The organism is Cyanobium sp. Cruz CV13-4-11, from assembly GCF_024346055.1.
Classification (GTDB): Bacteria; Cyanobacteriota; Cyanobacteriia; order PCC-6307; family Cyanobiaceae; genus Cyanobium.
The window spans coordinates 79,083-105,535 of the sequence record NZ_JAGQCH010000007.1 but is presented as its reverse complement, the minus strand read 5'-3'; the positions used below and the strand labels follow the sequence as shown (position 1 = coordinate 105,535).

Genomic DNA, 26,453 nt, shown 5'->3' with positions numbered 1-26,453 from the left:
GCCGCTGCCCAGCACAGCTAGACAACGGTTCGCCCGCCGTCCCTGCGATGGACTCCGCCGCCCCGTCCCCTCTTCAGCGCATCGACCAGGACCTCTTCGATGCGGTGACCGCCGCCGCCGCCGACTCCCCTCGCCGGCGCCGCAACCACAACTTCCACGCCCCCGCCGATCGGGTGCAGCGCTTCCTGAATGTGCTGCAGCCGGGCACCTACGTGCGGCCCCACCGTCACCGACGCGCGCAGCCCGGCGAGGGTTTCGAATTCTTCCTCGTGCTGCAGGGGGAGGTGGGGCTGCTGCTGCTCGATGGCGCCGGACGGGTGCTGGGCCGGGAGCGGATCAGTGCCGGCGGGCCCCTTTTCGGGATTGAGCTGGCCGAAGGAGTGATCCACACCCTGGTGGCCCTGAGCGCCGATGCGGTGCTGATGGAGATCAAGCAGGGGCCCTACGAGCCCGCCGCCGACAAGGACTTCCTGACCGGGTTCCCCCTCGAAGGCACCGAGGCCGCGGCGGTCCAGGAGCAGGCCTGGCGGGCCCTGTTCGACGATCGCAGGGCGGCTGGCGGACCCTGAACGGCCCCGGCTGCGACCGTCAGGTCAGTTCGGCGCGGCGGCAGAAGCTGCAGTGGCCCCAGCGGGCCATCTCCCCAGCCGGGGCCGGCCGGCCGCAGGCCGGGCAGTCCGCCATCCCATGGACATCGCAGCGGCTGGGATGGACGGCCCACACGTCCGCCTCGCTCTGGCCGCCCGGCGTGCCGGGGGCGCCGGGGTGGTGCTGCTGCACCCGCACGTCCCGCACCGCGAAGCCAGCGGCCCGCAGCGAACCCAGCAGCTGGTGGCGGTTGTACTGCAGGGCCTGCAGCCACGGCCCTGGCGCCGCACCCACGGTCAGCAGACCCCCCTGCAGCTGCAGGGGGCGGCAATGGGGGGCCAGCTGGGGGCCGGCGATGCGGGGCCACTCCCGCCACAGACTGGCCAGGTGGCCGTCGCGGCGCCAGTCCTGCTGGAGGCTCTCGAGGCAACTTGAAAGGGCGCTGGCCGGCGCTCGGGGGGGCGGCATCAGCAGCGAGATGTTGCCCACCCGCCGGGTCTGCACCGCCTCGCTGATCCTGCGACGGGCGCCGCCGCTGTCGGCTTGGCGGCGCTGGCGAGAACGGGAGGGCTCCATCGCTCCACGCTAGGGGTGCGGCAATCCGCTGGCCGCCGGGGAGGCTCCCGCGGCCGGTTCTGGCTACTGTCAGTTTCTGCAATAGCCCCGCTTCCATGGGTTTCTTCGATCGGCTCAGCCGCCTCCTGCGCGCCAACCTCAACGACCTGGTGAGCAAGGCTGAGGATCCGGCCAAGATCCTGGATCAGTCCGTGGCCGACATGCAGGCCGATCTGGTCAAGCTGCGCCAGGCGGTGGCCACCGCCATCGCCAGCCAGAAGCGGCTGCAGAATCAGGCGGAGCAGGCCGAGGCCCAGAGCCGCACCTGGTACGAGCGCGCCGAGCTGGCCCTCAAGAAGGGGGAGGAGGATCTGGCCCGGGAGTCCCTCTCCCGCCGCAAGACCTACACCGACACCGCCGCCGCCCTCAACGCCCAGCTCAACGGCCAGGCCGGCCAGGTCGACACCCTCAAGCGCAGCCTCACCGCCCTTGAGGGCAAGATCGCCGAGGCCAAGACCAAGAAGGACATGCTCAAGGCCCGCGCCCAGGCGGCCCAGGCCCAGGAGCAGCTCCAGAACGCCGTGGGCAGCCTGAACACCAACAGTTCGATGGCCGCCTTCGACCAGATGGAGGAGAAGGTGCTCAACATGGAGGCCCGCAGCCAGGCCGCCGCGGAGCTGGCCGGTGCCGATCTGGAAAGCCAGTTCGCCGCGCTGGAGGGCAGCAACGTCGACGAGGAGCTGGCGGCCCTCAAGAACCGGCTGGAAGGCGGCAAGACCCCCATCTCCCTGCCGATGGAGGGCGGTCCGGCCCCCCAGCTGGAGCCGGTCAAGGTGGCTGAGGTGAATGCCGAACTCGAGGAACTGCGCCAGTCCATCGACAAGCTCTGAATTCATACAATCGGACTACTGCCGTCCCGAACGCCGTGCCCGCCGACGTCGACTCCCCCGTCCTAGAACTCACCGATGCCAACTTCCAGGCGTCGGTTCTCGAGGCTCCAGGACCGGTGCTGGTGGACGTCTGGGCGGCCTGGTGTGGCCCCTGCCGCCTGATGGCGCCCCTGATGACCTGGGCCGCCACGGCCTACGCCGAGGTTTCCGGGGGCAGCCTCACCGTCGGCAAGCTGGAGGCCGATCCCAACCCCATCAGCCGCGACAGCCTCAAGGTGCAGGGCCTGCCCACCTTGATCCTGTTCCGGGCCGGCCTGGAAGTGGCCCGCCACGAAGGTGCCATGGCCCAGTCCCAGCTCAAGGCGTTCCTTGATGCCCATCTCTGAGCGCCTGTCGCGGCTCGGCAGCGGCGTCTTCGCCCGCAACGATCAGCGCAAGGCCGCCTACAGCGCCCGTGCCGCCGACGGCTGCGCCCCGGATGGCGCTCCCCTGCCGCCGCTGCTGGATCTCTCCCTCGGCTCCACCGACCTGCAGCCCCCCCCTGTGGCCCTTGAGGCCATCGCTGCGGGCCTGGGCCGGCCGGAGAGCGCCTCTTACTGCCTCCACGCCGCCACCCTGCCCTTCCGCGAGGCGGTGGCGGCCTGGGCGCGGCGCCGGTTCGATGTGGCGGTGGATCCGGAAACGGAGGTGCTGCTGCTGGTGGGCTCCCAGGAGGGCACGGCCCACCTGCCGCTGGCGGTGCTCAACCCGGGCGATCCGGCCCTGCTGCTCGATCCTTACTACCCCTCCCACATGGGCGGTCTGCATCTGGCCAGCGCCGATCCGGTGCTGCTGCCCCTCGATGCCGAGGCCGGCTGGCGGCCGGATTTCGACCGACTGGCCCTCAGCCAGTGGCAGGCCCTCAAACTGATGGTGCTGGGCTTCCCCCACAACCCCACGGCCACCACCGGCGAGCAGGCCTGGCTGGATGCGGCGGTGGAGCGGGCCCTGCGCCACGACGTGGTGCTCGCCCACGACAACCCCTACGTGGACCTGGCCCTGGAGGGGGAGGCCCCCGCCCTGTTGCGCCATCCCGCCTGGCGACGTTGCGGGATCGAGTTCTTCTCTTTCTCTAAGAGCTGGTGCCTGGGGGGGTACCGGCTGGCCTTCGCCATCGGCGCCGAGGACCTGATCACCGCCCTGCGCCAGCTCAAGGGGGTGGTGGACTTCAACCAGTCCCTGGCCCTGCAGGCCGGAGCCATTGCCGCCCTGGAGCAGGCCCCCCACTGGCCCGAGCAGCTGCGGGCGGTCTACCGGGAGCGCCGCGACCGCATGGCCGCCGCCCTCGAGGCCCAGGGCTGGCCAGTGCGGCTGCCCTCGATGGCGCTCTACCTGTGGCTGCAGATCCCTGAAGTGGCGCGGGCTCGGGGTCTGGATTCGGAGCGGTTCTGCGCCGCCCTGTTGGAGGGAAGTGGCGTCTGCCTGACCCCTGGCAACGGCTTCGGCCCCGGCGGCGAGGGCTGGCAGCGGCTGGCGCTGGTCCACCCGGCCGCAGACCTGGAGGCAGGGGCGGCCCGCATCGGCGACTGGCTGCGTCGGTTTTGATCGGCGCGATCGGGGCCCATCGGCGGGCACTGCCGGACGCCCCGCCGTCTCCCCTTGCCTGGCGGCTGCGGGCCCTGCCGGTGTGCGCCAGCACCGAGACGGAGCTCGACCGCTGGCTGGCCGCTGATCCACGCCTCGCCGGTGCCGGGCCGCTGCGGACCCCCCGGGCTGTGATCGCCGGCCGCCAGCGCTTCGGCCGCGGCCAGCAGGACCGCCCCTGGTGCTCGCCGAGCGGAGGGGTCTGGGTGAGTGCGGCCCTGCCCTGGCCTGCCGCTGCTGAGCTGGCCGCCGCGCCTGGCCTGGCGATGGCGGTGGGCCTGTGCCTGCGGCTGGAGGCCCGGGGCCTGCCGGTGCGACTCAAGTGGCCCAACGATCTGCTGCTGGTCCCCTCCGACCCAGCCAACGGTGGTGCCGCACCGCTGAAGCTGGCGGGCCTGCTGCCCCGGCTGCGGCTGCGGGGGGGAGCCTGCCGCTGGGCCCGCGTGGGGGTGGGGCTCAATGCCGCCAACCGGGTGCCTGCCGGTGCGGTGGCCGTGGCAACGGTGCTGGGCCCAGGGCGCGCCGATCCGTTGCGCTGGAGTGGGGAAGTGCTGGCGGCCCTGGAGTGGGCCATGGCCTGGGCCGGGCGGCCCGAGGAGGTGCGCCGCCAGGCCGAGCGGCGCCTGCTGCTGCCCGCTGGCCCCATCCGCCTCGACGGCCACGACTGGCGTCCGGCCGGGCTGGCGAGCGATGGCGGTCTGCGGTTGGTTCACGGTCCCCGGGAGCGGGTGCTGCACCGCTGTTTCGGCGCCGGATGAGGACCCCCCTTACAGTGTGTTTCGCCTTTTCCTGACATGGCCCCCAAGCCCCTCACCGCCCTGACGGCCCTTTCGGCCGGCGCCACGGTCTCCTGGCTGGCCATGCCCCTCGTTCTGGCCCAGGCCGTTCCTGGGGCCGAACCGACGGCCCCGCCGGCCCAGGCCCCAGACCCGACCCCGGTGCTGCGCCCTTCGGTGAGGATCGCCGCGCCGGTCACCCGACCCGAATTCCAGGCCCCCGTCCAACCCCTGGCGCCGCCGCCACCGGTCAGCGGCGAGGCCGCACCGGCGACGCTGCGTCCTGGAACGGCGGAGCGCCGTCCCGAACCGGTTCGCCGCTTCGATGCCTCCCTCGATGCCCTGGTGCGGGAAGGGGTGGTGACCCCGGGCGAACGGGTGCGGGTGCGCGGCTCCCTGCTCTCGCCCCAGGAGGCGGCCACCCGCAGCAAGGCCTGCCGTGCCGGGGCCCTCTCGGTGCAGGAATGCAACAGCGGCGTGATCATCATCGGCCGTGGCCGCAAGGATGGCCTTTCGGACGGCCTGGGCGAGGGTGATCTGGTGGCCGGGGGGCGCGGCGACGGCTTCGGCGGTTTCGGCCTCGGCGCCTCCCCCCTGCCGCCGATCACCGTCCCCGTCAGCGCCCTGCTCACAGGCGCCGACGGCAGCTTTCGGCTCACCGACGTGTTCCGGGTCACCCCCCGTCCCGCCCCGATCGGTGGCAACGGCAACCTGCGGCTGCTCTTCCCCCTGATCGGCTCAGCGGTCACCACAAGCGGCTTCGGCTGGCGCCTGCATCCCGTCATCGGCAGCTGGCTGATGCACGCCGGCCGCGATCTGGCGGCCCCCGAGGGCACCCCGGTGGTGGCGGCCCTCTCCGGCCGCGTCGTCAGCAGTGGTCTGGCCGGCGGCTATGGCCTGGCGGTGGAGCTCGAGCACGAACGCCCCCGCCGCCGCACCCTCTACGGCCACCTGTCCGAGCTCTACGTCAAGGACGGCGAGATGGTGCGCCAGGGTGAGGTCATCGGCCGGGTGGGCAGCACGGGCCTGAGTACCGGTCCTCACCTGCATTTCGAGCTGCGCCTGCCCCAGGATGGCGGCTGGGTCGCCACCGACCCGGGCGATCTCGACCCCGGCGGCAGCCTGTTCGCCGGCCTGGCCGGCCCGGATGGCCGTGGGTCCACCGACGCGGTGGCCCTGCTGATGGGCCAGCTCATCGCCACCCTGGAGCGCCCCCGCTCGCCCCTGCCCCTGCCCGGGGAGCGGCTGCCCGTGCCCGCACCGGGCTGAGGGCACCTCAGCCGCTGATGCGGCCGTCGCGGAAGTGCACGACCCGATCGGCCCTCGCACCCACCTCGTTTTCGTGGGTCACCAGCAGGATCGTGATGCCCTGGGCATTGAGATCACCGAAGAGGCTGAGCACCTCCTCCGTGGTGTGGGAATCCAGGGCCCCGGTGGGTTCGTCGGCCAGGAGCATGGCTGGATCGTTGATGATCGCCCGGGCCAGGGCCACCCGCTGCTGCTGGCCGCCCGAGAGCTGGTTGGGCTTGTTCTCCAACCGGTGGGAGAGGCCCACCCGATCGAGGGCGGCCAGGGCCCGCCGCCGGCGCTCCTCCTTCGGGACGCGGGCATAGATCATCGGCAGCATGACGTTGTCGATGGCACTCAGCTGCGGCAGCAGATGGAACTGCTGGAACACGAAGCCCAGTTGCTGGTTACGCAGGTCGGCCAGCGCATCGTCGTCGAGGCTGTCGACATCGGTGCCGTTCAGCCGGTAGCTGCCGGAGCTGGGGCGGTCCAGGCAGCCGAGGATGTTCATCGCTGTGCTCTTGCCGGAGCCGCTGGCCCCCATGACCGCCAGATAGTCGCCCTGCTGGACGGTCAGGGAGAGATCGTCGAGGGCGCGGACCTCCGTGTCGCCGCTGCCGTAGACCTTCGAGACGTGGACCAGCTCGGCCACCGGGGGATTGGGGAGATCCATGGCCGCCAGGCTAGGGAAACCAGACCTCGACTCAGCCCAGGGGAGCGATGGCCGCCGCGGCGATGGCCTGCTGCAGGATCGGGGTGCCGGCCACGGTGGAGGTGGCCCAGTCGAACAGGGGGCTGGAGAGAACTCCCCCCACGGCGGTGATCACCACACAGCCCACCAGGGCCGCCCGCAGGGGCTGCATGCCAGCCAGATTCCAGGTGATGGCGGGGTAGGCCTTGACCACATCGGAGGCCTCCTGGGGTTCTTTGACCACCATCATCTTGATCACCGAGATGTAGTAGTAGATCGACACCACCGAGGTGACCAGACCCACCACCACCAGCAGGTACTGGTGGTCGGCCCAGCCGGCGAAGAAGAGGTAGATCTTGGCGAAGAAGCCCAGCATGGGCGGGATGCCACCGAGGGAGAGCAGGCACAGACTCAGCCCCAGGGTGATCAGGGGATCCTTCTGGTAAAGGCCGGCGTAGTCAGCGATTCGGTCGCTGCCGGTGCGCAGCGAGAACAGGATGATGCAGGCGAAGGCGCCCAGGTTCATGAACAGATAGGCCGCCATGTAGAGCACCATCGCCGAGAAGCCGTCCTCGGTGCCGCACACCAGGCCGATCATCACGAAGCCGGCCTGGCCGATGGAGCTATAGGCCAGCATTCGCTTCATCGAGGTCTGGGCCAGGGCCACCACGTTGCCCAGCACCATGCTCAGCACGGCCAGCACGGTGAACAGGAACTTCCACTGGGCATCGAAGCTTTCGAAACAGCCCACCAGCAGCCGCACCGCCAGGGCGAAACCAGCGGCCTTGGATCCCACCGACAGGAAGGCGACCACCGGTGTGGGGGAACCCTCATAGACGTCGGGGGTCCACTGATGGAAAGGAACCGCGGCGATCTTGAACGCCACCGTGGCCAGCACGAACACCAGGGCCAGGGCTGTGATCGGTGAGGCGCTGGTCTGGAGGGCCAGACCGATGGTGGCCAGGCTGGTGGCACCGCCGCTGAGGCCGTAGAGCAGGGAGGCGCCGTAGAGGAACACCGCCGCGGCGGCCGATCCCACCAGCAGATACTTCAAAGCCGCCTCGGAACTGCGGGCATCCCGCTTCATGTAGCCCGCCAGCAGATAGCTGGCCACCGAAAGGGTTTCCAGGGAAATGAAGATGCTCACCAGGTCGGTGGAGCCGCACAGGAACATGGCCCCGAGGGTGGCGGCCAGCAGGATCGCGGCGTACTCGCCCATCGGTGTGCCGCTGCGCTCCACGTAGCGCCAGCTCAGCAGCAGGGAGATCAAGGTGGAGGCGGCCACCACCGCTCGGAAGGCGATGGCCAGGTTGTCGGCCAGGAAGGAGCCGAGGAACGACGGCTCCAGGGGGCTGTTCCACTGCAGGGCCAGCAGCACCAGGGAGGCACTCAGGCCGCCGTAGCAGATGGGCGGCACCCAGCGGCTGGCAGCCTTTTCACCGGTCAGGTCGACCACAAGGCAGACCATCATGGTGAGCAGGACGGCCACTTCCGGAGCGATCGCCCCGGCATTCAGCTGCAGGGCCAGCGCGCCGGTGCCCAGACCCGAGGCAATGGCCTCGGCGGCGGAAGCGGCCGTGGTGACGGAGCTCGCTGCTGCCAGAAACAGGTCTGCCACAGGGTTCGGGGAGGCACGCGATGTGCCGGACTGTAGCCGCCATCTGGGGGGGCGGTCTGGTGCCCCGATACCCGCCGGGTACGCCGATGCGATAAAGAAGGAAGCGGTATCGCGCCTTCCCGTGGCCCACACCCTGGTCATCGTCGAGAGCCCCACCAAGGCCCGCACCATCCGGGCGTTCCTGCCCAAGACCTTCCGGGTGGAGGCGTCGATGGGCCATGTGCGCGATCTGCCCAACAATGCCAGCGAAATTCCTGCGGCCCATAAGGGGGAGAAGTGGGCCAACCTCGGCGTCAACACCGCCAACGCCTTCGAGCCCCTCTACGTGGTGCCGAAGGACAAGAAAAAGGTGGTGAAGGAGCTCAAGGACGCCCTCAAGGACGCCGACCAGCTGCTGCTGGCCACGGACGAAGACCGGGAAGGGGAGAGCATCAGCTGGCACCTGCTGCAGCTGCTGGGGCCGAAGGTGCCGGTGAAGCGGATGGTGTTCCACGAGATCACCAAGGAGGCGATCGGCCGCGCCCTCGACCAGACCCGTGACCTCGACATGGAGCTGGTCCATGCCCAGGAGACCCGCCGCATTCTCGATCGCCTGGTGGGCTACACCCTCTCGCCCCTGCTCTGGAAGAAGGTGGCCTGGGGCCTGTCCGCCGGACGGGTGCAGTCGGTGGCGGTGCGGCTGCTGGTGCAGCGCGAACGGGCCCGCCGCGCCTTTCGCAGCGGCAGCTACTGGGATCTCAAGGCCCGCCTGGAGCAGACGGCCTCGCCCTTCGAGGCCAAGCTCACCCACGTGGGGGCCGAGCGCATCGCCGGCGGCTCCGACTTCGACGAGACCACCGGCGGCCTCAAGACCGGCAGCAAGGTGAAGCTGCTCAGCGAGGCGGAGGCGGCGGCGCTCAAGGCTGCCGTGGAAAGCTCCCCCTGGCGCGTGGCGGCGGTGGAGGAGAAGCCCACGGTGCGCAAGCCCGTGCCCCCCTTCACCACCAGCACCCTGCAGCAGGAGTCCAACCGCAAGCTGCGGCTCTCGGCCCGCGACACCATGCGCACGGCCCAGGCCCTCTACGAGCGGGGTTTCATCACCTACATGCGCACCGACTCGGTGCACCTCTCCGACCAGGCCCTGACGGCGGCGCGCAACTGCGTCGGCGCGATGTACGGCAAGGAGTTCCTCAGCCCGGCGCCGCGCCAGTTCAGCACCAAGGCCCGCAACGCCCAGGAGGCCCACGAGGCGATCCGGCCCGCCGGCGAGAGCTTCCGTACGCCGAAGGACACCGGACTCGACGGCCGCGACCTGGCCCTCTACGAGCTGATCTGGAAGCGCACCGTGGCCAGCCAGATGGCCGATGCCCGGCTCACCCTGCTGGCCGTCGACATCGAAGCGGCGGGTGCCACCTTCCGCTCCAGCGGCAAGCGCATCGACTTCGCCGGCTTCTTCCGCGCCTACGTGGAGGGCAGCGACGACCCCGATGCGGCCCTGGAGGGCCAGGAGGTGCTGCTGCCCTCGCTCGCCGTCGGCGACGCGCCCCTCTGCCGTGGCGTCGAGGCCCTCGGCCACCAGACCCAGCCCCCCGCCCGCTACAGCGAGGCGGCCCTGGTCAAGACCCTGGAGAAGGAGGGCATCGGCCGGCCCTCCACCTACGCCAGCATCATCGGCACCATCGTCGACCGGGGTTACGCCACCCTGCAGAACAACTCCCTCACCCCCAGCTTCACGGCCTTCGCTGTGACGGCCCTGCTGGAGGAGCACTTCCCCGACCTGGTGGACACGGCCTTCACCTCGAAGATGGAGCACACCCTCGACGAGATCTCCACGGGCAAGGTGTCGTGGCTGCCCTACCTGGAGGGCTTCTACAAGGGCGAGAAGGGCCTGGAGACCCAGGTGCAGCAACGGGAGGGCGACATCGACCCCGGCATCTCCCGCACGGTGGTTCTGGAAGGTCTGCCCTGTGTGGTGCGGATCGGCCGTTTCGGCGCCTACCTCGAGACCAAACGGGTGGCGGAGGACGGCAGCGAGGAGCTGCTCAAGGCCACCCTGCCCCAGGAGATCACGCCGGCCGATCTCGATGCCGAGAAGGCCGAGCTGCTGCTGCGCCAGAAGGCCGAAGGCCCCGAATCGCTCGGAGAGGACCCCGAGAGCGGCGAGCAGGTGTACCTGCTGTTCGGCCAGTACGGGCCCTATGTGCAGCGCGGCCAGGTGAGCGAGGAGGTGCCCAAGCCCAAGCGGGCCTCCCTGCCCAAGGGCGTCAAGCCCGAGGACCTCAGCCTGGAGGACGCCCTGGGGCTGCTGCGGCTGCCCCGCCACCTGGGCGAGCATCCGGATGGGGGCAAGGTGCAGGCCGGGCTGGGACGCTTCGGCCCCTACGTGGTCCACGACAAGGGCAAGGGGGAGAAGGACTACCGCTCCCTCAAGGCCGAAGATGACGTGCTGGCCGTGGGCCTGGGCCGGGCCCTGGAGCTGCTGGCCATGCCCAAGAAGGGTCGCGGTGGCCGCACCGCGCTGAAGGATCTCGGTGCCCCGGAGGGCTCCGAGGAAGCGATCCAGCTGTTCGACGGTCCCTACGGGCTGTACGTCAAGCAGGGCAAGGTGAACGCCTCCCTGCCCGAGGGCACCACCGCCGACACCATCTCCCTGGACCAGGCGGTGGAGCTGCTGGCCGCCAAGGCTGCCACCAGCAAGAGCGCCGCCAAGGCCCGCAGCGCCACCAGGGCTACCGCCAAGCCCTCCACCAAGGCGACGGCGGCCAAAAAGGCGACCCCCAAGCCAGCCACCGCCAAGAAGCCCCCCGCCACCACCAAGTCCGGACGGCTGCGGGCCAGCGCCGTGCGGGTGATCAAACCCGCGGGCAGCTGATGGCACCGCCCCGCCCCTCCCTTCCGCTGGCGGGAACCCTGCTGACGCTGCCCCTGCTGCTCTCGGCCTGCGGCGGTACGACCTTCGGCGACGCCCTGTCGCGAAGCTTTTCCCGTGCCCCGGCCGCCCCAGCCTCACCGCCGGCCAGCGCGCCCAGGACGGCCACCCCTGCCACCCCAGGGCCGTCCCCGGCCGCCCCGGCCCGCCCTGCGGAACCCATCGCCCGTCCCGCGGCTCCGGCCGCCCCGGTGACCCCCGTGGCCCCGGCTGTCCGGCCGGCCCCCTATCGCGTCACCATCCGCCTGCCCCTGGCGGATCCCTCCGCCCCGGCCGAGGTGGTCACCAAGGCGCTGCGGGCCGCCGGGGTGCCGTTCGAGGTGGAGACGATCGAGCGCATGCCAGCGGCCGGCACCTCGGACACCGAGCCCCCCGCCCCGGCCACCGGCAGTGCCGCCCCCGCCAGCGGCAGCGCGGCCCCCAGCTCCCGTCCGGCGCCGGCGCCGCGCTGAGCCGATGACCCCTCCCTCCCGGCGGCAGCTGAGCCCTCGCCAGGCGCGCCAGCTGATGGACACCGCCTACCTGGCGGCCGCCACCGCCCTTCTCTGGGTGGCGCTCTACTACCTGCCAGTGGGCAGCCCCCTGTTCCGCCTCGCCCTGCCCCTGCCCCTGGCCCTGCTGCAGCTGCGCCATGGCTGGCGCTGCGCCCTGGAGGGCGTGGTGGTAACGACCCTGCTGCTGGTGGCCCTGATGGGGCCGATCCGGGGCCCCCTGGTGCTGTTCCCCTATGGCCTGCTCTCCCTCTGGCTGGGCTGGGGCTGGCGCCGCCGCAGCAGCTGGTGGCTCACCCTGGGGGTGGGCGGCCTGATCGGTGCCGGCGGTTTCCTGGTGCGGGTGGCGGTGCTTTCGGTGCTGGTGGGCGAGAACCTCTGGGTGGTGATCACCACCGCCGCCGCCAACCTGCTCGACCGCCTGGCGGGGGTGGTGGGCCTGGCTGGTGGCTTCGACCTGGCCCAGGTCCAGGTCGCGGCCCTGCTGCTGGTGCTGCTGCAGAACCTGATCGTGCTGTTGGCCCTGCATGCCGTGGCCTACTGGATCTTCCCAAGGCTCGACCTGCCGATCAGCGAACCGCCGCCCGCCCTGCGCGGTCTGGTGGCCCTCGACCCCCTTTGAGCCAGCTGCGCCGGATCTCCGGTTCCGCGGCCGCCGCCGACCGCTGGTGCGGGCCCTGGCGGCAGGGCTGGCGCCACAGCGAGGTGCTGGTGCTGCTGGCGGCCACCGACACCGCCGCCGTTCCCGGCATTTCCGCCGCCGGTGCCACCCCCAGCTCCCGGCTCCGCACGGCGGCGGCCGATGCCGAACTGCTGGTGCTCGGTCCCGCCGGGGAGCGTCCCCATGCCCTGCCGCCCCTGCCCGCCGGGGTGTCCCCCGCCCTGATCAGCCATGTGGTGCTGCGGGAGCTGGCCCTGGACCCCCTGGTGGTCGACCTGGGCTGCCCGGTGGCCCCGGCGGTGGCCCATCTGCGGCTGCCAGGGCTGGCCGGGGGTGGCCCTGCCCGCTGCCTCAGCGGCGGCCAGGCCCTCGATCCGCCCCGGCTGGAGGCCCTGCTGGCCCTGGGCCGCCGCTGGGGCGAGCGCCTCTCCCCCGGGCGCCCCCTGCTGCTGGCGGAATGCGTTCCCGGGGGCACCAGCACCGCCCTGGCCGTGCTGGTGGGGCTGGGGGTGGCGGCCCACGGGCTGGTGAGCGGCAGCCTGCGCCACCCCGACCATGGCCGCAAGGCGGCGCTGGTGGAACGGGGGCTGGGGGCGGCGGGCCTCTCCGGTACCGCCGCAGGGGATGGGGCCGCTGCGGTACGGGTGGCCGCCGCCCTCGGGGATCCGATGCAGGCCCTGGCCGCCGCCATGGTGCTGGCCGCCGCCGCCGCTGGCCGGCCCGTGCTGCTGGCGGGCGGCAGCCAGATGGCGGCGGTGCTGGCCCTGGCCCTGGCCCTGGCGCCCCCTTCCCTGCGCCCGGCGATCGCCGCCGGCACCGCCCTGGGCACCACCGCCTGGGTGGCCGACGAGGCGGGCAGCGACCTGGCGCTGCTGCTGCGTCGCATCGGCGAGCGCTGGGGGGTGGAGCCCCTGGCCTTCGCGGCCGACCTGCGCTTCACCGATCCCTGCCATCCGGCCCTGGCGGCCTACGAGCGGGGCTACGTCAAGGAGGGGGTGGGGGCGGGGGGGCTGGCCCTGCTGTGGCAGCTCAGCGGCCGCCCAGGACCTGCCCTGGCCCGCCTCTGCGACCAGTCCTGCGCCACGCTGTTGGGGCCGCCGCCGCCTACGGTCCGCTGAATGGGTGCCCCCTTCCCCCCACCGCCATCCCCGGGCCTCAGCCGCCGCACCCTGCTGCGCCTCGGTGCCGCTTCCGCCCTCACCCTGCTGGCCGGTTGCGACCGCCAGGAGCCGCTGCTGCTGGGCAGTCGGGGCGATCTGCCCGCCGCCTGGGTTCGCCGCCTGCCCAAGCCCTGGCGCAGCCAGTTCCTGGAGGACCCCGCCCAGGTGCTGGTCCGGGCGGCCGCTCCCCTGACGGGTCTTGTGCAGCTCAGCGACGGCTGGGCCGGCGAGCTGAAGCCTGCCGACCTGCAGCCCATCGGCACGCCAGCCCTGATCGAGCGGCTCGCGCCGATGGCGGCTCCGCTGGCGCGACTCCATGGCCCGCCCGGCGCCGGCCCCCTGGCGTTCCCCTGGTCCTATGGCCCCTGGGTGCTGGTGCTGCGCAGCCGGCCCGACCTGGCCCGGCGCCGGGCCGAGGGCTGGGATCTGCTGCTCGACCCCAGCCTGGCCGGCCGGCTGGTGCTGCCCTCCTCCCCCCGGGTGACGATTGCCCTGGTGGGGGAGGACCCGGAACGGCTGCGGCGTCTGCGGCGCTCAGCCCTGGCCTACGACGAACGGGATGGCCTGAGCCTGCTGCTCACCGGCGAAGCCGAGGCCGCCGTGCTGCCCCGCCAGCGGGTGGTGGGCCTGCTGCGCCGCGATCCCCGGCTGCAGGTGCTGCTGCCCGAGGCCGGCTCACCCCTGAGCTGGAACCTGTTGCTTCGGCCGGCGGGTCCCCATCCGGAGCCGCCGCTGGAATGGCTGGGGGAGGCCCTGGAGCCCCCCCTGCTGCCGGCTCTGCTGGCGGGGGGCTGGGTGCCGCCCCTGCCCAGGGACCAGCTGCAGCAGGCCCTGGCGGACTTCCCGGCGGCGATCGCCGCCCTGCTGCTGCCCCCCCAGTCGGTGCTGGAGCGCTGTGTCAGCTTGCCGCCCCTCGCCGCCGCCGAGCGCCGCAGGCTGCAGCAGCTGTGGGATGGCGCCGCCCCCGTTGCTGCCGGCTAGCCCCACAGACGGCGGCGTGGCGCGGCTGCCAACCGCCGGTGGGTGTCCGCCAGGAGATCGGGGATGGGCAGCTGGAGCGGGCAGCGGGGCAGGCAGGCGCCGCAGCGGCCACAGGCGGAGGCATCCAACTGTTCCCACCAGTGGCCGGCCCGGCCGATGAGGTTGTAGCGCTCGCTCGCAAACGGCTCCATGCCATGGCCCACCGCCAGGTTGCGCAGTCGCAGCAGGGCGGGGATCGGCACGGCGTTGGGGCAGGGCAGGCACTGGCGGCACTGGCCGCAGCGGTCGCCCCCAAGCCGCCCCCTCCCGGCCGCCTCCAGGCGGGCCAGTGCCACCGCGAGATCCTGCCGTTCGGCGGCGCTGGGGGGGCATTCGACGCCGGCCAGGCGAACGGCCCAGCCCAGGTCTTCGGGCTGGGCGGCCCCCAGGGTGAGGGTGCTGATCCCCTCGGCCAGCAGGAAGCGGTAGGCGAGTTCCAGCGGCGCGAAAGGGGCGCAGTCGGCCGTCAGTTCGGCGGGGGGCGCATACAGACGGCCGCCCTTGTCGGCCGGGGAGATGGCCATCACGCCGATCCCGGCCGCCAGGGCCTGGCGGGCCAGGGGCAGCCGCTCCCGGTCGAACAGATGCAGATGCAGGCTGCAGAAGCTGAAGCGGCCGCTGTCCAGGGCCGCATCGATCAGGGCCGTGTCCCCATGGCTGCTGAAGCCCACCTGGCCCACCAGCCCCTCCCCCGTGGCCCAGGCCAGCAGCTCGGCCCCTGGCCCCGACAGGGCCCAGGCCAGATGCTCCGGCCGGTTGAGGCCATGCACCGCCAGGTTGTCGAGCCGCTTGATCCCCAGCCGTTGCAGGCAGGCCCGCAGTTGTGTGCGGCCTTCGTCGAGATCCGGGCCTGGCAGCAGCTTGCTGGTGAGCACCAGGGCGGCGCGGCCGGCAGGGTCGCGCTCCCCCAGCCGATGCAGGGCCCGGGCGAGGAAGGCCTCGGCCGGGCCGTAGGCGGGGGCGGTTTCGATGTGGTTGATCCCGGCCTCCAGGGCCGCCACCAGCACGGCGTCCATGGCCTCCGGGGAGTCCAGGGCCCGCATCGTGCCGAGGGTGAACGCGGACACCGGCCTGCCGCGTCCGAACGGTCGCCGTGCCGCCTGCGGCGGTGGGGCCTGGGGGTCAGGCGCCAGGGCCACCACCCTCGGGGGCTTCCTCCGGGCCGAGATCGGGCTCAGCGACCGTTCGGCCGATGTGGCGGATCAGGTCGGCCGGGCTGGTGCGGTCGAGGAAGCGGCGGAAATCCTCCTGGTCTTCGGCATCGGCCTCCGCATCCACCGGGATTGAGGCATCGGCCACCACCTCCTCCAGCATCCAGATGCCGCTGTCGGTGCGCAGGGCCAGGGCAATGGCATCGCTCGGCCGGGCGTCCAGCTCGATGGGCTGGTCGGTGCCGTCCTGGAGCTTGAGCACGGCCCGGAAGGTGTTGTCCTCAATCGCGTGGATGATCACCCGCTCCAGTTGCAGGCCGCCGGCCTCCAGCAGGTTGGCCATCAGGTCGTGGCTGAGGGGCCGGGGGGGCCGTTCCCTGTTCAGGCCCGAAAGGATGTTCTGCGCCTGGGCCTGGTCGATCCAGATCGGCACCTGCCTGCGGCCGGCAGGGTCCCGCAGCAGGACGATCGGACTTCGGCTGGCCGCATCCAGGGCAATCCCGGCGACAGACATTTCAACCATGGTCGGGCCCGCTCCTCGCACGTGATGGTTCCCGTGAAACGATTATGGCCAGTGCCGCCGCCTCAGGGGATGTTCACCGGACTGGTACAGGCCATCGGCAGGCTGGAGCGGAGTCCGGCCGGTGTGCGGGTGCGCACGGACCTCGGACCCCTGGCCCTGGGGGACAGCGTTGCCGTCGATGGGGTCTGCCTCACGGTGGCCGAGCTGTTCGCCGATGGCTTCCGGGCCGATGTCAGCCAGGAGACCCTGGGCCGCAGCACCCTGGCCGAACGGGCCGCCGGCGGAGGCTGGGTGAACCTGGAGCCGGCCCTGCGTCTGGTCGACCGTCTCGGCGGCCACCTGGTGAGCGGTCACGTCGATGGCCTCGGCGAGATCACCGCCATCCAGCGGCAGCCGGACGCCTGGCTGCTGGAGGTCGCCTGGCAGGATCCCGCCTACGGCCGTTATGTGTGCGAGAAGGCGAGCGTGGCCCTGGATGGCATCAGCCTCACGGTGGCCGGCTGCGAGGCCGACGGCAGCCGCTTCTGGATCGCCGTGATTCCCACCACCTGGAACGGCACCACCCTGGCGGGACGCCGGGTGGGAGAGACGGTCAACCTGGAGGCCGATCTGCTGGCCAAGTACACCGAGCGGCTGCTGCGGACGACCGGGATGGCGCCGCCGGAGGCCACCCTCTCCTCCGCCTGGTTGGCCGAACACGGCTGGGGTTAGGGAGCCGTTGCGCGACCCAGACCTTCACATGCTGCGAGTCATCAACGGCCGTGGTCAGTGGCGGGCTCCCTTGTCACGCTGACGACAGCGCCAATGGCACCGATGCTCACCCCCGAAGCCCCGTCCTCCCGCCAGGCCATGGGAGCGGCCCTGCGCGCGTTCACCCTGGCGGAGGGGGTGATGCTCCTGGTGCTGGGGGTGCTGGCCCTCGTGTTTCCCGTGCTGGCCTCCAAGTGGGTCACCGCCGTGGTGGCCATCGCCTTCCTGGTGGGAGGCCTGGTGGGGTGGATCAGCTCCCTGTTGCGCTCCCCGGGGCTGAGCAAGGCCGTCACCTTCTGGCGTCTGGTGACCTCCACCCTGTTCCTGGTCCTGGGGGTGTGGATGATCCAGCAGATGGCCGCCGGCCCGGCGGCGGCGGCGATTCCGATGGCTGGGCTGGCCCTGGCCATCGGCGTGGTGTTTGTGGTGGAGGGGGTGGTGGAGGCCCTGGTGGCCACCTCCCACCGTCACATCGCCGGTTGGCGCTGGGGGCTGGTGAATGGTCTGGTGACGCTGGCCTTGGGCCTGCTGATCCTCACGCTCAAATTCTGGAGCCTGCTTTGGGTGGTGGGCACCCTGGTGGGGATCAGCTTCCTGTTCAGCGGCATCGACCTGCTGCGCTTCAGCGCCAGCTTCCACCCCGAAGAGGACTGACGGCGCGCAGGGCCCGGCTCAGGAGAGGGCGTCGCCGGCGCCATCGAGGGGCAGCAGCCAGATCGAACCGGTTTCCTTGTGGATCTCGATTCTGAACTCCTGACCCGGTTCCAGCCCCATGCGCCGGGTATAGGCCTGGCCGATCAGCAGGTTGCCGTTGCCGTGCACGCGGGTGCGAAATTCGGCCTGACGTCCCTTCCCGACGCCACTGGTACCGCTGCCGCCGGTGCTACCCGAGGGCAGGGTGTAGCCCTTGGCCGCCACCAGGGCTCGGTAGAAATTCTTCTTGAGCACCCTGCCGCTCGGACCCACATAGCCGCAGGCCCGGGCGATCTGGTCCTCCGGCCGGTTGCTGAGCGAACGGGCCCTCTCCAGCAACGCCTGGCCCTCCAGCATCACGGTTCCGCCTGTGTTGTCCTCATTGGCTGGTCCTTTCTGGGCACCCATCAGCCGGTTAGACGCAGACTTCTGAATTGATTGTGCCGATCGTTGTGCTGAATAGGCAACAGTCAGGGAATCAGAGCAGGTAAAGAATCCCGTATAGGACCACCCAGATGCCGTCGACGAAGTGCCAGTAGAGCTCGGCGGCCTCCAGTCCGAAGGGCGCGGCGCTGGTGACGCGACCGCCGTTGCGGGTCTGGAACCAGACCAGGAGGATGCAGATCACCCCGAGGGTGACGTGCAGCCCGTGAAAGCCCGTCAGGGCATAGAAGGTGCTGGCGAAGAGGTTGTCGGTGAGGCCGAAGGGCAGGGTGAAGTACTCCACCATCTGCCCGGCCAGGAAGGCGGCTCCGAGGCCAGCGGTGAGCAGCAGCCAGTTGCGGCAGGGCCCCATCCGACCCAGCAGCAGATTGCGGCCGGAGCGGTGGAAGGTGTAGCTGCTCACCAGCAGCAGCATGGTGTTGATCGATGGCAGCAGCAGTTCCAGCTCATAGGTGGAGCCCGCCGGCAGGGGATTGACCGCCCGGAAGGTGAGATAGGCGGCGAAGAAGCCCGCGAAGGTCATGCCGTCGGCCACCAGAAAGGTGGCCAGGCCGAAAAGCCTCAGATCCGCATGGCCCCCGTGGGCCTCGTCGGTGACCGCTTCGACGGCGCTGGTGCTGGTGGCGAGGCTGGTCATGGGACGACGGACAGGAGACGGCGGGGTGGGGAAGCTGGTGGGGGGTGATCAGCGGCGACCGGTGCCGCTCCAGAGGTCCCTGCCGGTGGCGGCCTCCAGGCTGAGGGTGTCTTCGTCAACGCCATAACCGTAAGGGTGTTCCACCAGCGGCGCTGCACCGACCCAGTTCTCCACCGGTGGCGGCGAGGAGGTGAGCCACTCAGGGGTGAGGGCGTTCCAGGGGTTGTCGCCAGCCACCTGGCCCCGGAAGGCGCTCACCAGCACGTTGTAGAGGAAGGGCAGGCTGCTGATGGCCATCAGCAGGGCCCCCACACTGCTGATCTGGTTGAGGGTGGTGAAGCTGGGGTCGTATTCAGCCACCCGGCGGGGCATGCCGTTCAGACCGAGCCAGTGCTGGGGGGCGAAGCAGAGGTTGAAGCCCACGAAGGTGAGCAGAAAATGCAGGCGGCCCAGATCCTCATTCAGCATCCGGCCGGTGAACTTCGGATACCAGTGATAAATGGAGGCGAAGATCACGAACACCGTGCCGCCATAGACGATGTAGTGGAAGTGACCAACCACGAAATAGGTGTCATGCACGTGGATGTCGAAGGGAACCTGGGCCAGGGCCACGCCGGTGATCCCACCGAACACGAAATTGACGATGAAGGCGCAGGAAAACAGCATGGCGCTGTTCAGGGCCAGCTTCCCACCCCAGAGGGTGGCCAGCCAGTTGAAGAACTTGATGCCGGTCGGCACGGCGATGAACGAGGTGGCGATCGTGAAGAACAGGCGCATCCAGGGGGGCGTGCCGCTGGTGAACATATGGTGGGCCCAGACCACCAGACCCAGCACAACGATGGCCATGATTGAGTACACCATCGTGGTGTAGCCGAACAGGGGCTTGCGGGCGTGGATGGGCAGAATTTCGCTCACCAGGCCGAAGGCCGGCAGCACCATGATGTACACCGCCGGGTGGGAATAGAACCAGAAGAGGTGCTGGTAGACCACCACGTTGCCGCCCAGGGCCGGGTTGAAGAAGCCCGTGTGGGCGACGATGTCGAAGCTGAGCAGCAGCAGGGTGCCGGCCAGCACGGGGGTGGATAGCACCACCAGGATACTGGTGCCGAGCATCGCCCAGCAGTACATCGGCAGCTGCATCAGCTTCAGCCCCGGTCGCCGCAGCTTGAGCACGGTGGCGATGAAGTTGATGCCACCGAAGATGGAGCTGCCCCCCAGCAGCAGCACGCTCACGATCCAGACCACCTGCCCCAGGGCCGGGGTGGTGATGCTAAGGGGTGGGTAGGCGGTCCAGCCGGACTGGGCGGCTCCGGTGATGAAATAGCTGCCGATCAGCAGAATCCCGGCCGGTGGAATCATCCAGAAGGCCACAGCGTTCAGCCTGGGGAAGGCCATGTCCCTGGCACCCACATAGAAGGGAATCAGGTAATTGCCGAAACCACCATTCACCACAGGCACGATCCACAGGAAGATCATCACGGTGCCGTGCAGCGTGAGAACTTCGTTGTAGGTTTCGCGGCTGACAAAATCGGAGATCGGGCTGGCCAGCTCGGCCCGGATCACCCCGGCCAGGGCACCACCGATGAAATAGAAAATGAAGCCGGTCACCAGATATTGGATGCCGATCACCTTGTGGTCGAGGCTGAAGCTGAAGTAGCGCAGCCAGCCCTGGGGCTGGAGGCTGTCCTGGAAGTCGTTGGGGGAAGCGACGGTCATCGAGTCTGGAAGGATCGGGCGGGGGAAGAAAGCAGGTGAGCAGACGATCAGGCGGTGGGGGTGCTCGGGGCGCTGGCGACCGTGGCCGTCACGGGACTGTTCTTCCGCAGCCAGGCGTCGTAGGCATCCGGCTCGTGCACCACCACGGTGGAGCGCATGCCGCCGTGGTACGGACCACAGAGTTCGGCGCAGATGATCGGGTAACTGCCCGCCTTGGTGGGGGTGAAGGTGAGCACGGTGGGCTGGCCGGGGATCACGTCCTGCTTGAGCCGGAACTGGGGTACCCAGAAGGCGTGGATCACGTCGTTGGCCTTCATGCGCAGCTCCACCGGCCGGCCATTGGGCACGTGCAGCTCGCCGCTGGTGATGTCCCCTTCCGGGTAGTGGAAGATGAACGCGAATTGCATGGCCGTCACCTCCACCGGCAGGACATTGGTTTCGCCGCCACCGGTGCCGATGCCCCCCCAGACGCGGGGGGCCTTCAGAGCGGTGCCTGCCATGGGGTCAGCTCCAGCACCGGCCGTGCTGACGGAGGCCTCCATGGTTTCCATCGCTGGCATCCGGTGCATGGCGGAATGGTCGTTGAGGCTGCTCATGCCACCCATCCGCTCGTAGATGTCGTAGCTGTAGATGCCCACGAACAGCACCACGATGGCGGGGATCGCCGTCCAGACGATCTCCAGCAGCAGGTTCCCCTCGATGGCCAGCCCGTCGGTGTGGTCGCCGGCCCGCCGGCGGAACCGTACCAGGCTGAACACCACCAGACCCACGATGCCCAGGAACAGGATCGTGCCGATGCTGAACAGCACCCGGAACAACGAGTCGTAGACAGGTGCGTTGACGCTGGCGTCGAGGGGCAGGAGGTTGACGTTGTAGCCCACCCAGAGGCCGGACAGGACGAGAGCCATGCCCACCAGGAGGGTGACCAGGGAGGAGGGAATCGGCACGGCGGCGGCTGCGGGACGGCTGTCGGGAGGGTGGGAGGGCCCTGGCCTCAACAGCTTATGGAAGGCCGTTCGCGGGCCGTGCGTTTGTTGTAGCCAGAAAAGCAATTTCGGAGAAATTTCACATTCAGTTCGCGCGATGTGCTGATTCGCACATCTTTCAATGCCTCCAAACTTCCTTGCCCCTCAAGGCCACCGCCAAAGCCCCCGTCCATGGGCACCTCCCCCGCTGCCCTGCCGGCGCCGTTGGCCCCCGTCCGTGCCACCAGCGTTCCTGTGGCGTCATTCCGCCTTCAGCCCTGGGCAGCGGCTGAAGCCACGGCAACCATGATCCGCACCCTCGCCCAGCTGTGGGCGATCGGTTGCCGGGATCCTTTGATTGCGAGGTGCCTCACACCCCGAGCCGCCCTTGAGCGGAGCCGCCATGCCCTTCACCCATGAGCAGATCCAGAGGCTCCGCCACCGCCATCGCGGCTACATCCTCACCCTCGCCACCGAGGTCCTGCTGATCCTGGCGCTGCCGTTCTGTCAGTCGCAGGTCTGGCTGCTCTCCCTGCTACTGACCAGCCTGGCGGTGGTGTTGATCACCACGGTGACGCGGTACTCACCCCTGATCAGCACCCGGCCATTGGTGTACGGCTTCGGTGGCCTGGCGCTCGCCCTGGAGGGGGTGTGGCATCTGGCCCTGGCCTTCGATCCACCGCTGGGGCGCCTCATCACGGTGCCGCATGTGATCGCCTGGCTGCTGTTCTTTCTGCTGGCCGTGATGCGCAAGGTGAAGACCCTGGTGCGGGAGCCCTTCGTGACGCTCGCCGTGGTGATGGGGGCCACCTCCGGCTATCTCCTGGTCGGCATCGCCGGTGGGGTGATGCTGGTGGCCCTGTGGGTCCTGCATCCGGGCGCCTTCGACCTTGCTGCCCTGCCGGTGCTTCAGGATCGCAACGTTGACGCCGTGGCGATGGCGCCGGCGCTGATGGCCGCCTCGTTCATGATCCTGACCACCGTGGGATCGGCGGTGCTGCGCAGCAGCGACGTGACCGGGCAAGTGATCACGGTGGTGATCACCATTTCCGGCCAGCTCTACATCGCCATCCTCATTGCCCTGATCCTGGGCCGCTTCCACAGCAGGCCCGGCACAGGAAGGGCCTTACCGCCGTCCCGTTCCAATCGGGGGGGGCACCAGCCTCCGAGTCGCTGACCCGGCATCACCGGAGCCCCCCCCCTGGCCTGTCGGTCAGGGGTCGGTCCCAGTGCCGGTCCATCCCCGGCGAAGGTGCGTTCGATAAGGCAAGCCCGAGCACGGCGCCGTGTGTTCGATGTTGCCAGCAAAGCAATTTCGGAGAAATTTCACATTCATTTCGCACGATGTGCTGATTCGCACATCTTTCGATCACCGCTAACTTGGGTTCTCAGAGAGCACCTGATTCATGGCCGTGGCGCCCTCCGCGCAACCCCTACCCCGTCCTCGGTCCACCAGCGGGGCCGGTTGGGTCGTTCGCCTGGTGCCCCTGCTCACCGCCCACCTCGTGGTCGCCCTGGTGGCCCTTGTGGCCATCGGCGGTGCCACCCGGGTGATGGAGGCGGGCCTGGCCTGCCCGGACTGGCCCCTGTGTTATGGCGTGCTCTGGCCGGGCCGCCAGTGGAACCTTCAGGTGTTCCTGGAGTGGTTCCACCGCCTCGACGCCTTCCTGGTGGGGGTCGCCCTCCTGCTCCTCTTCGCCCTCAGCCTGCGGTTCCGGGCCCGCTTCCCGGGATGGCTGCCCTGGAGCTCCGGTCTGGCCCTGGCGATGGTGGCAGTGCAAGGCGGACTCGGGGCCCTCACGGTGCTCAGCCAGCTGGCTGCCCCCACCGTCACCCTGCACCTGGCCACCGCCCTCAGCCTGGTGCTGCTGCTGAGCGCCATGCACCAGGGCCTGGAGCCTCCTGAACCGGAGGCTGCCGGCGATCTGCCGCGCTGGTGGGCCCCCTTGGCCGTTCTGGCGGCCCTGCTCGTCGGCACCCAGTGCCTGCTGGGTGGTGCCATGGCCAGCCGCTGGGCCGCCGATCTCTGTGTCCAGGCCGGCGAGGGTTGCCGCTGGCTGCTGCTGCACCGCCAGGGGGCCTATCCGGCGGCCTTCGCGGTGCTGCTGCTGGCCGCCAGCTCCCTGGCCCTGCCGTCCGGCCATCGGCGGCTCCAGGGCCTGGCCCTGGCCGCCGCCGCGCTGGTGGCGGTCCAGGTGGCCCTCGGGGTCTTCACCCTGCGGCTCCAGCTGGCCGTCCCCGCCGTCACCGTGGCCCACCAGCTCACCGCCGCCCTGCTGGTGGGAGTGCTCGGTGGCCTCTGGGGATTGTCGTTTCAACCCCCTTCCGTTCCTTCCCGTCTTGAGGTGGCCCATGGTTAGTGTCAGCGCCGTGTCGGCCATCGCCGCGTCCCCTCCGCCGGCCGCGATCCGACCTTCGGTGAAGTTGCCGGCCTTGCTTGAGGTGGCCAAGCCGCGGCTGATCCCGCTGCTGCTGGCGACCACGGTGGGCGGCATGGCCCTCACCGCCGCCTGGCCGCTGGATCCGCTGCGGCTGGTCTGCACCCTGGTGGGTGGCTCGATGGCCTCGGCGGCGGCCGGTGTCCTCAACTGCCTCTGGGAGCAGGAACTCGACGGCCGCATGCAGCGGACCAGTCGCCGGGCGCTGCCGTCGGGCCGGCTGGCCCAGCGGCAGGCCTTTGCCCTGGCCGTCGGTCTCACGGTCGCCTCGGTGCTGGTGCTTGTCCTGGGGGTGAACGCCCTGGCCGCCTCCCTGGCCCTGCTGGGGCTGTGCAGTTACGTGCTGCTCTACACGGCCCTGCTCAAACCCCGCACCACCCAGAACATCGTCATCGGCGGCATCGCCGGAGCCATTCCCCCCCTGGTGGGGGCGGCTGCCGCCACCGGCCACCTGGGCTGGAGCAGCTGGTGGCTGTTCACTCTGGTGATGGTGTGGACCCCCGCCCATTTCTGGGCCCTGGCGCTGCTCCTGTATGAGGATTACCGCTCTGTGGGCATCCCGATGCTGCCGGTGGTGAAGGGCCTGGAGGTCACGGCCGAGGCGATCCGCCGCTATAGCTGGGTGACTGTGGCCATGAGTCTGGCCGGCGTGGTTGCCCTGCCCAGCGGCGGCTGGCTCTACGGCCTGCTGGTGCTTCCCTTCAATGCCAGGCTGCTGCAGCTCAGCGCCAGCCTGCTTGAGGACCCCGGCGATCCCCGCCGGGCCCGCAGCATGTTCCGCTGGTCGATTTTCTACCTCTTCGGCATCTGTTTGCTGCTGGTGCTGGCGCGCACCCCCCTGGCCACCGCCGGCGCTCCGGGCGCCCTGGTGGCCGCCGCGTTCCACTTGACCCCCACGGCTGCTGCCTAGATTGACCAGGCTTCCGGCCCTTCGCGATTGATCCCGGCTTGATCGAGCTCCAGCACCTCAGCAAGCGTTTCGGCGGCCGCAAGGTTGAGCCGGTGCAGGCCCTGGACGACCTCTCCCTGAGTGTGCCGGCGGGCTCCCTCTACGGACTGCTCGGCCCCAACGGCGCCGGCAAGACCACGGCCCTGCGCATTCTCTGCACCCTGCTGGCTCCCGATGCCGGTCAGGTCCAGGTGGCCGGGGTGGATGCCCTGGCCGAACCCCGCGCGGTCCGGCGCCTGCTCGGCTATGTCGCCCAGGATGTGGCGATCGACAAGATCCTCAGCGGCAGGGAGCTGCTCCACCTCCAGGCGGATCTCCATCACATGGGAGCTGCCGACCGCCTGGCCCGCACCGCCGAGCTGATCGAGCTCCTCGCCATGGAGGCCTGGATCGACCGCCGCTGTGGCAGCTACTCCGGCGGCATGCGCCGGCGCCTCGACCTGGCCGCCGGGCTGCTGCACCGGCCCCGGGTGCTGGTGCTGGATGAACCCACCGTGGGCCTTGACATCGAAAGCCGCGCCACCATCTGGCAGGTGCTGCAGCAACTGCGCGACCAGGGCACCACGGTGCTGCTCAGCAGCCATTACCTCGAGGAGGTGGATGCCCTGGCCGACCGCCTGGCCATCATTGACGGCGGCCGGGTGATCGCTGAAGGCACGCCCGCCGCCCTCAAGGGCGCCCTTGGCGGCGACCGGGTGACGCTGCGGGTGCGGGAATTCAGCGATGAGCAGGAGGCGTCCCGGGTGCGGGATCTCCTCGCGGCCTGCCGCGGCGTCCGCCAGGTGGTGGTCAACCGGGCCCAGGGCTATTCCCTCAACCTGGTGGTGGAGGACAGCGGCGTGGTGGAGACCCTGCGGCAGCAGCTGGCCGAGGCCCAGCTGCCGGTGTTCGCCCTGGCCCAGAGCCGCCCCAGCCTCGATGATGTCTACCTTCAGGCCACCGGCCGCACCCTGAGCGACGCGGAACTCTCCGTGGCGGGTCGCCGGGACCTCAAGGAGGAACGCAAGCAGTCGATGCGATGACGACCCGATTCCCTGATTCCCCATGACCAGCGCCAGCCCTTCCCTCGCCCCCGTCCCCTCCGCCAGCACGGAGCCCTCGGCCTTCGCCGAGATCTCCCAGGAGACCCTCGCCCTCACCCGGCGTCTGTTTGTTCAGCTGGCCCGCCGTCCATCCACCCTCGTGGCGGGGGTGCTGCAGCCATTGATCTGGCTGGTCCTGTTCGGGGCCCTGTTCGCCAATGCCCCGGAGGGTCTGCTGCCCGGGGGCATCAGCTACGGCCGCTTCCTGGGGGCCGGGGTGATCGTGTTCACGGCCTTCAGTGCCGCTCTCAATGCCGGTCTGCCGGTGATGTTCGACCGGGAGTTCGGCTTCCTCAACCGGCTGCTGGTGGCGCCGCTGCGCTCCCGCAGTTCGATCGTCTTCGCCTCGGTGCTCTACATCACCAGCCTGAGCCTGGTGCAGAGCCTGGCGATCATGGGCACGGCGGCCCTGCTGGGCTACGGCTGGCCCGGAGGGGCGGGGTTGCTGCTGGTGCTGGTCACCCTGCTGCTGCTGGTCTTCGCCGTCACCGCCCTCAGCCTCGGCCTGGCCTTCGCCCTGCCGGGCCACATCGAGCTGATCGCGGTGATCTTCGTGGCCAACCTGCCGCTTCTGTTCGCCAGCACCGCCCTGGCGCCGATTTCCTTCATGCCCCCCTGGCTGGGCTGGCTGGCGGCCCTGAATCCCCTTACCTTCGCGATTGAACCGATCCGCGCTGCCTACGCGGGATCCTTCCACCTCACCGACGTGGTGCTGGTGGCTCCCTACGGATCCCTCTCGGCCCTCACCTGCCTGGCCATCCTGGCGGGCCTGGCCGCCGGTCTGTTCCTGCTGATCCGCCCGATGCTGGATCGCAAGCTCACCTGACGCCCCGCCCC

Annotated in this window: 27 protein-coding genes; 18 read left to right on the top strand and 9 right to left on the bottom strand. The window is 70.3% G+C overall.

Going from position 1 to position 26,453, the window contains the following annotated elements; translation table 11 throughout:
• The first annotated feature begins 47 nt into the window (after positions 1–47).
• Positions 48–569: a WbuC family cupin fold metalloprotein gene (locus tag KBZ12_RS07485; protein ID WP_254957289.1), complete on the top strand. Its 522-nt coding sequence runs from the start codon at positions 48–50 to the stop codon at positions 567–569.
• Positions 570–588: 19 nt separating this feature from the next.
• Here KBZ12_RS07485 and KBZ12_RS07480 read toward each other — a convergent pair whose 3' ends face one another.
• Entirely contained in the window at positions 589–1,164 is a 576-nt protein-coding gene (locus tag KBZ12_RS07480; RefSeq protein ID WP_254957288.1) for a DUF721 domain-containing protein, read from the bottom strand.
• A 95-nt stretch (positions 1,165–1,259) separates the two neighbouring features.
• Between KBZ12_RS07480 and KBZ12_RS07475 the strand changes: the two genes are divergently transcribed.
• The 5 genes from KBZ12_RS07475 to KBZ12_RS07455 are packed head-to-tail and all read left to right on the top strand — an operon-like array spanning position 1,260 to position 5,701.
• Complete coding sequence (locus tag KBZ12_RS07475) at positions 1,260–2,033, top strand: PspA/IM30 family protein (RefSeq protein WP_254944175.1); 774 nt, start codon at positions 1,260–1,262, stop codon at positions 2,031–2,033.
• Positions 2,034–2,068: 35 nt separating this feature from the next.
• Complete coding sequence (locus KBZ12_RS07470) at positions 2,069–2,419, top strand: thioredoxin domain-containing protein (RefSeq protein WP_254957287.1); 351 nt, start codon at positions 2,069–2,071, stop codon at positions 2,417–2,419.
• Complete coding sequence (locus KBZ12_RS07465; protein WP_254957286.1) at positions 2,406–3,617, top strand: aminotransferase class I/II-fold pyridoxal phosphate-dependent enzyme; 1,212 nt, start codon at positions 2,406–2,408, stop codon at positions 3,615–3,617. The genes KBZ12_RS07470 and KBZ12_RS07465 overlap by 14 nt, the downstream gene beginning before the upstream one ends.
• Positions 3,614–4,414, top strand: a complete 801-nt coding sequence (locus KBZ12_RS07460) for a biotin--[acetyl-CoA-carboxylase] ligase (RefSeq protein WP_254957285.1) — start codon at positions 3,614–3,616, stop codon at positions 4,412–4,414. Before KBZ12_RS07465 ends, KBZ12_RS07460 begins: the two co-directional genes overlap by 4 nt.
• 36 nt (positions 4,415–4,450) lie before the next feature.
• Positions 4,451–5,701 carry a M23 family metallopeptidase gene (locus tag KBZ12_RS07455; protein ID WP_254957284.1) on the top strand — a complete coding sequence of 417 codons (1,251 nt, stop codon included), beginning with the start codon at positions 4,451–4,453 and terminating at the stop codon, positions 5,699–5,701.
• 7 nt (positions 5,702–5,708) lie between these two features.
• On the opposite strand, the gene KBZ12_RS07450 is transcribed toward KBZ12_RS07455, so the two are convergent.
• Both KBZ12_RS07450 and KBZ12_RS07445 read right to left on the bottom strand, forming a co-directional pair.
• Positions 5,709–6,392 carry an ABC transporter ATP-binding protein gene (locus tag KBZ12_RS07450; RefSeq protein ID WP_254957283.1) on the bottom strand — a complete coding sequence of 228 codons (684 nt, stop codon included), beginning with the start codon at positions 6,390–6,392 and terminating at the stop codon, positions 5,709–5,711.
• Positions 6,393–6,423: 31 nt separating this feature from the next.
• Positions 6,424–7,965 carry an NAD(P)H-quinone oxidoreductase subunit N gene (locus tag KBZ12_RS07445; RefSeq protein WP_254957346.1) on the bottom strand — a complete coding sequence of 514 codons (1,542 nt, stop codon included), beginning with the start codon at positions 7,963–7,965 and terminating at the stop codon, positions 6,424–6,426.
• Positions 7,966–8,149: 184 nt separating this feature from the next.
• Between KBZ12_RS07445 and topA the strand changes: the two genes are divergently transcribed.
• The 5 genes from topA to KBZ12_RS07420 are packed head-to-tail and all read left to right on the top strand — an operon-like array spanning position 8,150 to position 14,229.
• On the top strand, positions 8,150–10,879 hold the full coding sequence (gene topA / locus KBZ12_RS07440; RefSeq protein WP_254957282.1) for a type I DNA topoisomerase: 2,730 nt from the start codon (positions 8,150–8,152) through the stop codon (positions 10,877–10,879).
• The gene (locus KBZ12_RS07435; protein WP_254957281.1) at positions 10,879–11,388 is read left to right on the top strand and encodes a hypothetical protein; all 510 of its coding nucleotides are present in this window, start codon (positions 10,879–10,881) and stop codon (positions 11,386–11,388) included. The genes topA and KBZ12_RS07435 overlap by 1 nt, the downstream gene beginning before the upstream one ends.
• Before the next feature lie 4 nt (positions 11,389–11,392).
• A complete protein-coding gene (locus KBZ12_RS07430; protein WP_254957280.1) occupies positions 11,393–12,049 on the top strand; it encodes a DUF2232 domain-containing protein in 657 nt (218 codons plus the stop codon).
• Entirely contained in the window at positions 12,046–13,206 is a 1,161-nt protein-coding gene (locus KBZ12_RS07425) for a nicotinate-nucleotide--dimethylbenzimidazole phosphoribosyltransferase (protein WP_254957279.1), read from the top strand. The genes KBZ12_RS07430 and KBZ12_RS07425 overlap by 4 nt, the downstream gene beginning before the upstream one ends.
• Positions 13,207–14,229: a twin-arginine translocation pathway signal gene (locus tag KBZ12_RS07420; RefSeq protein ID WP_254957278.1), complete on the top strand. Its 1,023-nt coding sequence runs from the start codon at positions 13,207–13,209 to the stop codon at positions 14,227–14,229.
• Here the strand turns inward: KBZ12_RS07420 and KBZ12_RS07415 are convergent.
• Both KBZ12_RS07415 and KBZ12_RS07410 read right to left on the bottom strand, forming a co-directional pair.
• Complete coding sequence (locus tag KBZ12_RS07415; protein ID WP_254957345.1) at positions 14,226–15,311, bottom strand: aldo/keto reductase; 1,086 nt, start codon at positions 15,309–15,311, stop codon at positions 14,226–14,228. The genes KBZ12_RS07420 and KBZ12_RS07415 overlap by 4 nt on opposite strands.
• A gap of 79 nt (positions 15,312–15,390) precedes the next feature.
• A complete protein-coding gene (locus KBZ12_RS07410; RefSeq protein WP_254957277.1) occupies positions 15,391–15,942 on the bottom strand; it encodes a bifunctional nuclease family protein in 552 nt (183 codons plus the stop codon).
• A gap of 69 nt (positions 15,943–16,011) precedes the next feature.
• Here KBZ12_RS07410 and KBZ12_RS07405 point away from each other — a divergent pair, with 69 nt between their 5' ends.
• The gene (locus KBZ12_RS07405) at positions 16,012–16,653 is read left to right on the top strand and encodes a riboflavin synthase (protein WP_254957276.1); all 642 of its coding nucleotides are present in this window, start codon (positions 16,012–16,014) and stop codon (positions 16,651–16,653) included.
• A gap of 93 nt (positions 16,654–16,746) precedes the next feature.
• Positions 16,747–17,346, top strand: coding sequence for a DUF308 domain-containing protein (locus KBZ12_RS07400; protein ID WP_254957275.1), 600 nt, complete (start codon positions 16,747–16,749; stop codon positions 17,344–17,346).
• 18 nt (positions 17,347–17,364) lie between these two features.
• Here KBZ12_RS07400 and KBZ12_RS07395 read toward each other — a convergent pair whose 3' ends face one another.
• The 4 genes from KBZ12_RS07395 to KBZ12_RS07380 form a co-directional block, all read right to left on the bottom strand.
• Positions 17,365–17,742 (bottom strand): AbrB family transcriptional regulator, encoded by a 378-nt coding sequence (locus KBZ12_RS07395; RefSeq protein ID WP_254957344.1) that lies wholly within the window; start codon positions 17,740–17,742, stop codon positions 17,365–17,367.
• A 121-nt stretch (positions 17,743–17,863) separates the two neighbouring features.
• The gene (locus KBZ12_RS07390; RefSeq protein ID WP_254957274.1) at positions 17,864–18,466 is read right to left on the bottom strand and encodes a cytochrome c oxidase subunit 3; all 603 of its coding nucleotides are present in this window, start codon (positions 18,464–18,466) and stop codon (positions 17,864–17,866) included.
• A gap of 48 nt (positions 18,467–18,514) precedes the next feature.
• On the bottom strand, positions 18,515–20,182 hold the full coding sequence (gene ctaD / locus KBZ12_RS07385) for a cytochrome c oxidase subunit I (protein ID WP_254957273.1): 1,668 nt from the start codon (positions 20,180–20,182) through the stop codon (positions 18,515–18,517).
• A 47-nt stretch (positions 20,183–20,229) separates the two neighbouring features.
• On the bottom strand, positions 20,230–21,129 hold the full coding sequence (locus tag KBZ12_RS07380) for a cytochrome c oxidase subunit II (RefSeq protein ID WP_254957272.1): 900 nt from the start codon (positions 21,127–21,129) through the stop codon (positions 20,230–20,232).
• A 421-nt stretch (positions 21,130–21,550) separates the two neighbouring features.
• Here KBZ12_RS07380 and KBZ12_RS07375 point away from each other — a divergent pair, with 421 nt between their 5' ends.
• The 5 genes from KBZ12_RS07375 (at position 21,551) to KBZ12_RS07355 (ending at position 26,442) form a co-directional block, all read left to right on the top strand.
• Positions 21,551–22,324 (top strand): hypothetical protein, encoded by a 774-nt coding sequence (locus tag KBZ12_RS07375; RefSeq protein ID WP_254957271.1) that lies wholly within the window; start codon positions 21,551–21,553, stop codon positions 22,322–22,324.
• Positions 22,325–22,628: 304 nt separating this feature from the next.
• On the top strand, positions 22,629–23,507 hold the full coding sequence (locus tag KBZ12_RS07370) for a COX15/CtaA family protein (RefSeq protein ID WP_315859419.1): 879 nt from the start codon (positions 22,629–22,631) through the stop codon (positions 23,505–23,507).
• Positions 23,500–24,495 (top strand): heme o synthase, encoded by a 996-nt coding sequence (locus KBZ12_RS07365; protein ID WP_254957269.1) that lies wholly within the window; start codon positions 23,500–23,502, stop codon positions 24,493–24,495. The genes KBZ12_RS07370 and KBZ12_RS07365 overlap by 8 nt, the downstream gene beginning before the upstream one ends.
• Before the next feature lie 38 nt (positions 24,496–24,533).
• A complete protein-coding gene (locus tag KBZ12_RS07360; protein WP_254957268.1) occupies positions 24,534–25,556 on the top strand; it encodes an ABC transporter ATP-binding protein in 1,023 nt (340 codons plus the stop codon).
• A 22-nt stretch (positions 25,557–25,578) separates the two neighbouring features.
• Positions 25,579–26,442, top strand: a complete 864-nt coding sequence (locus KBZ12_RS07355; RefSeq protein ID WP_254957267.1) for an ABC transporter permease — start codon at positions 25,579–25,581, stop codon at positions 26,440–26,442.
• Positions 26,443–26,453: the final 11 nt, after the last annotated feature.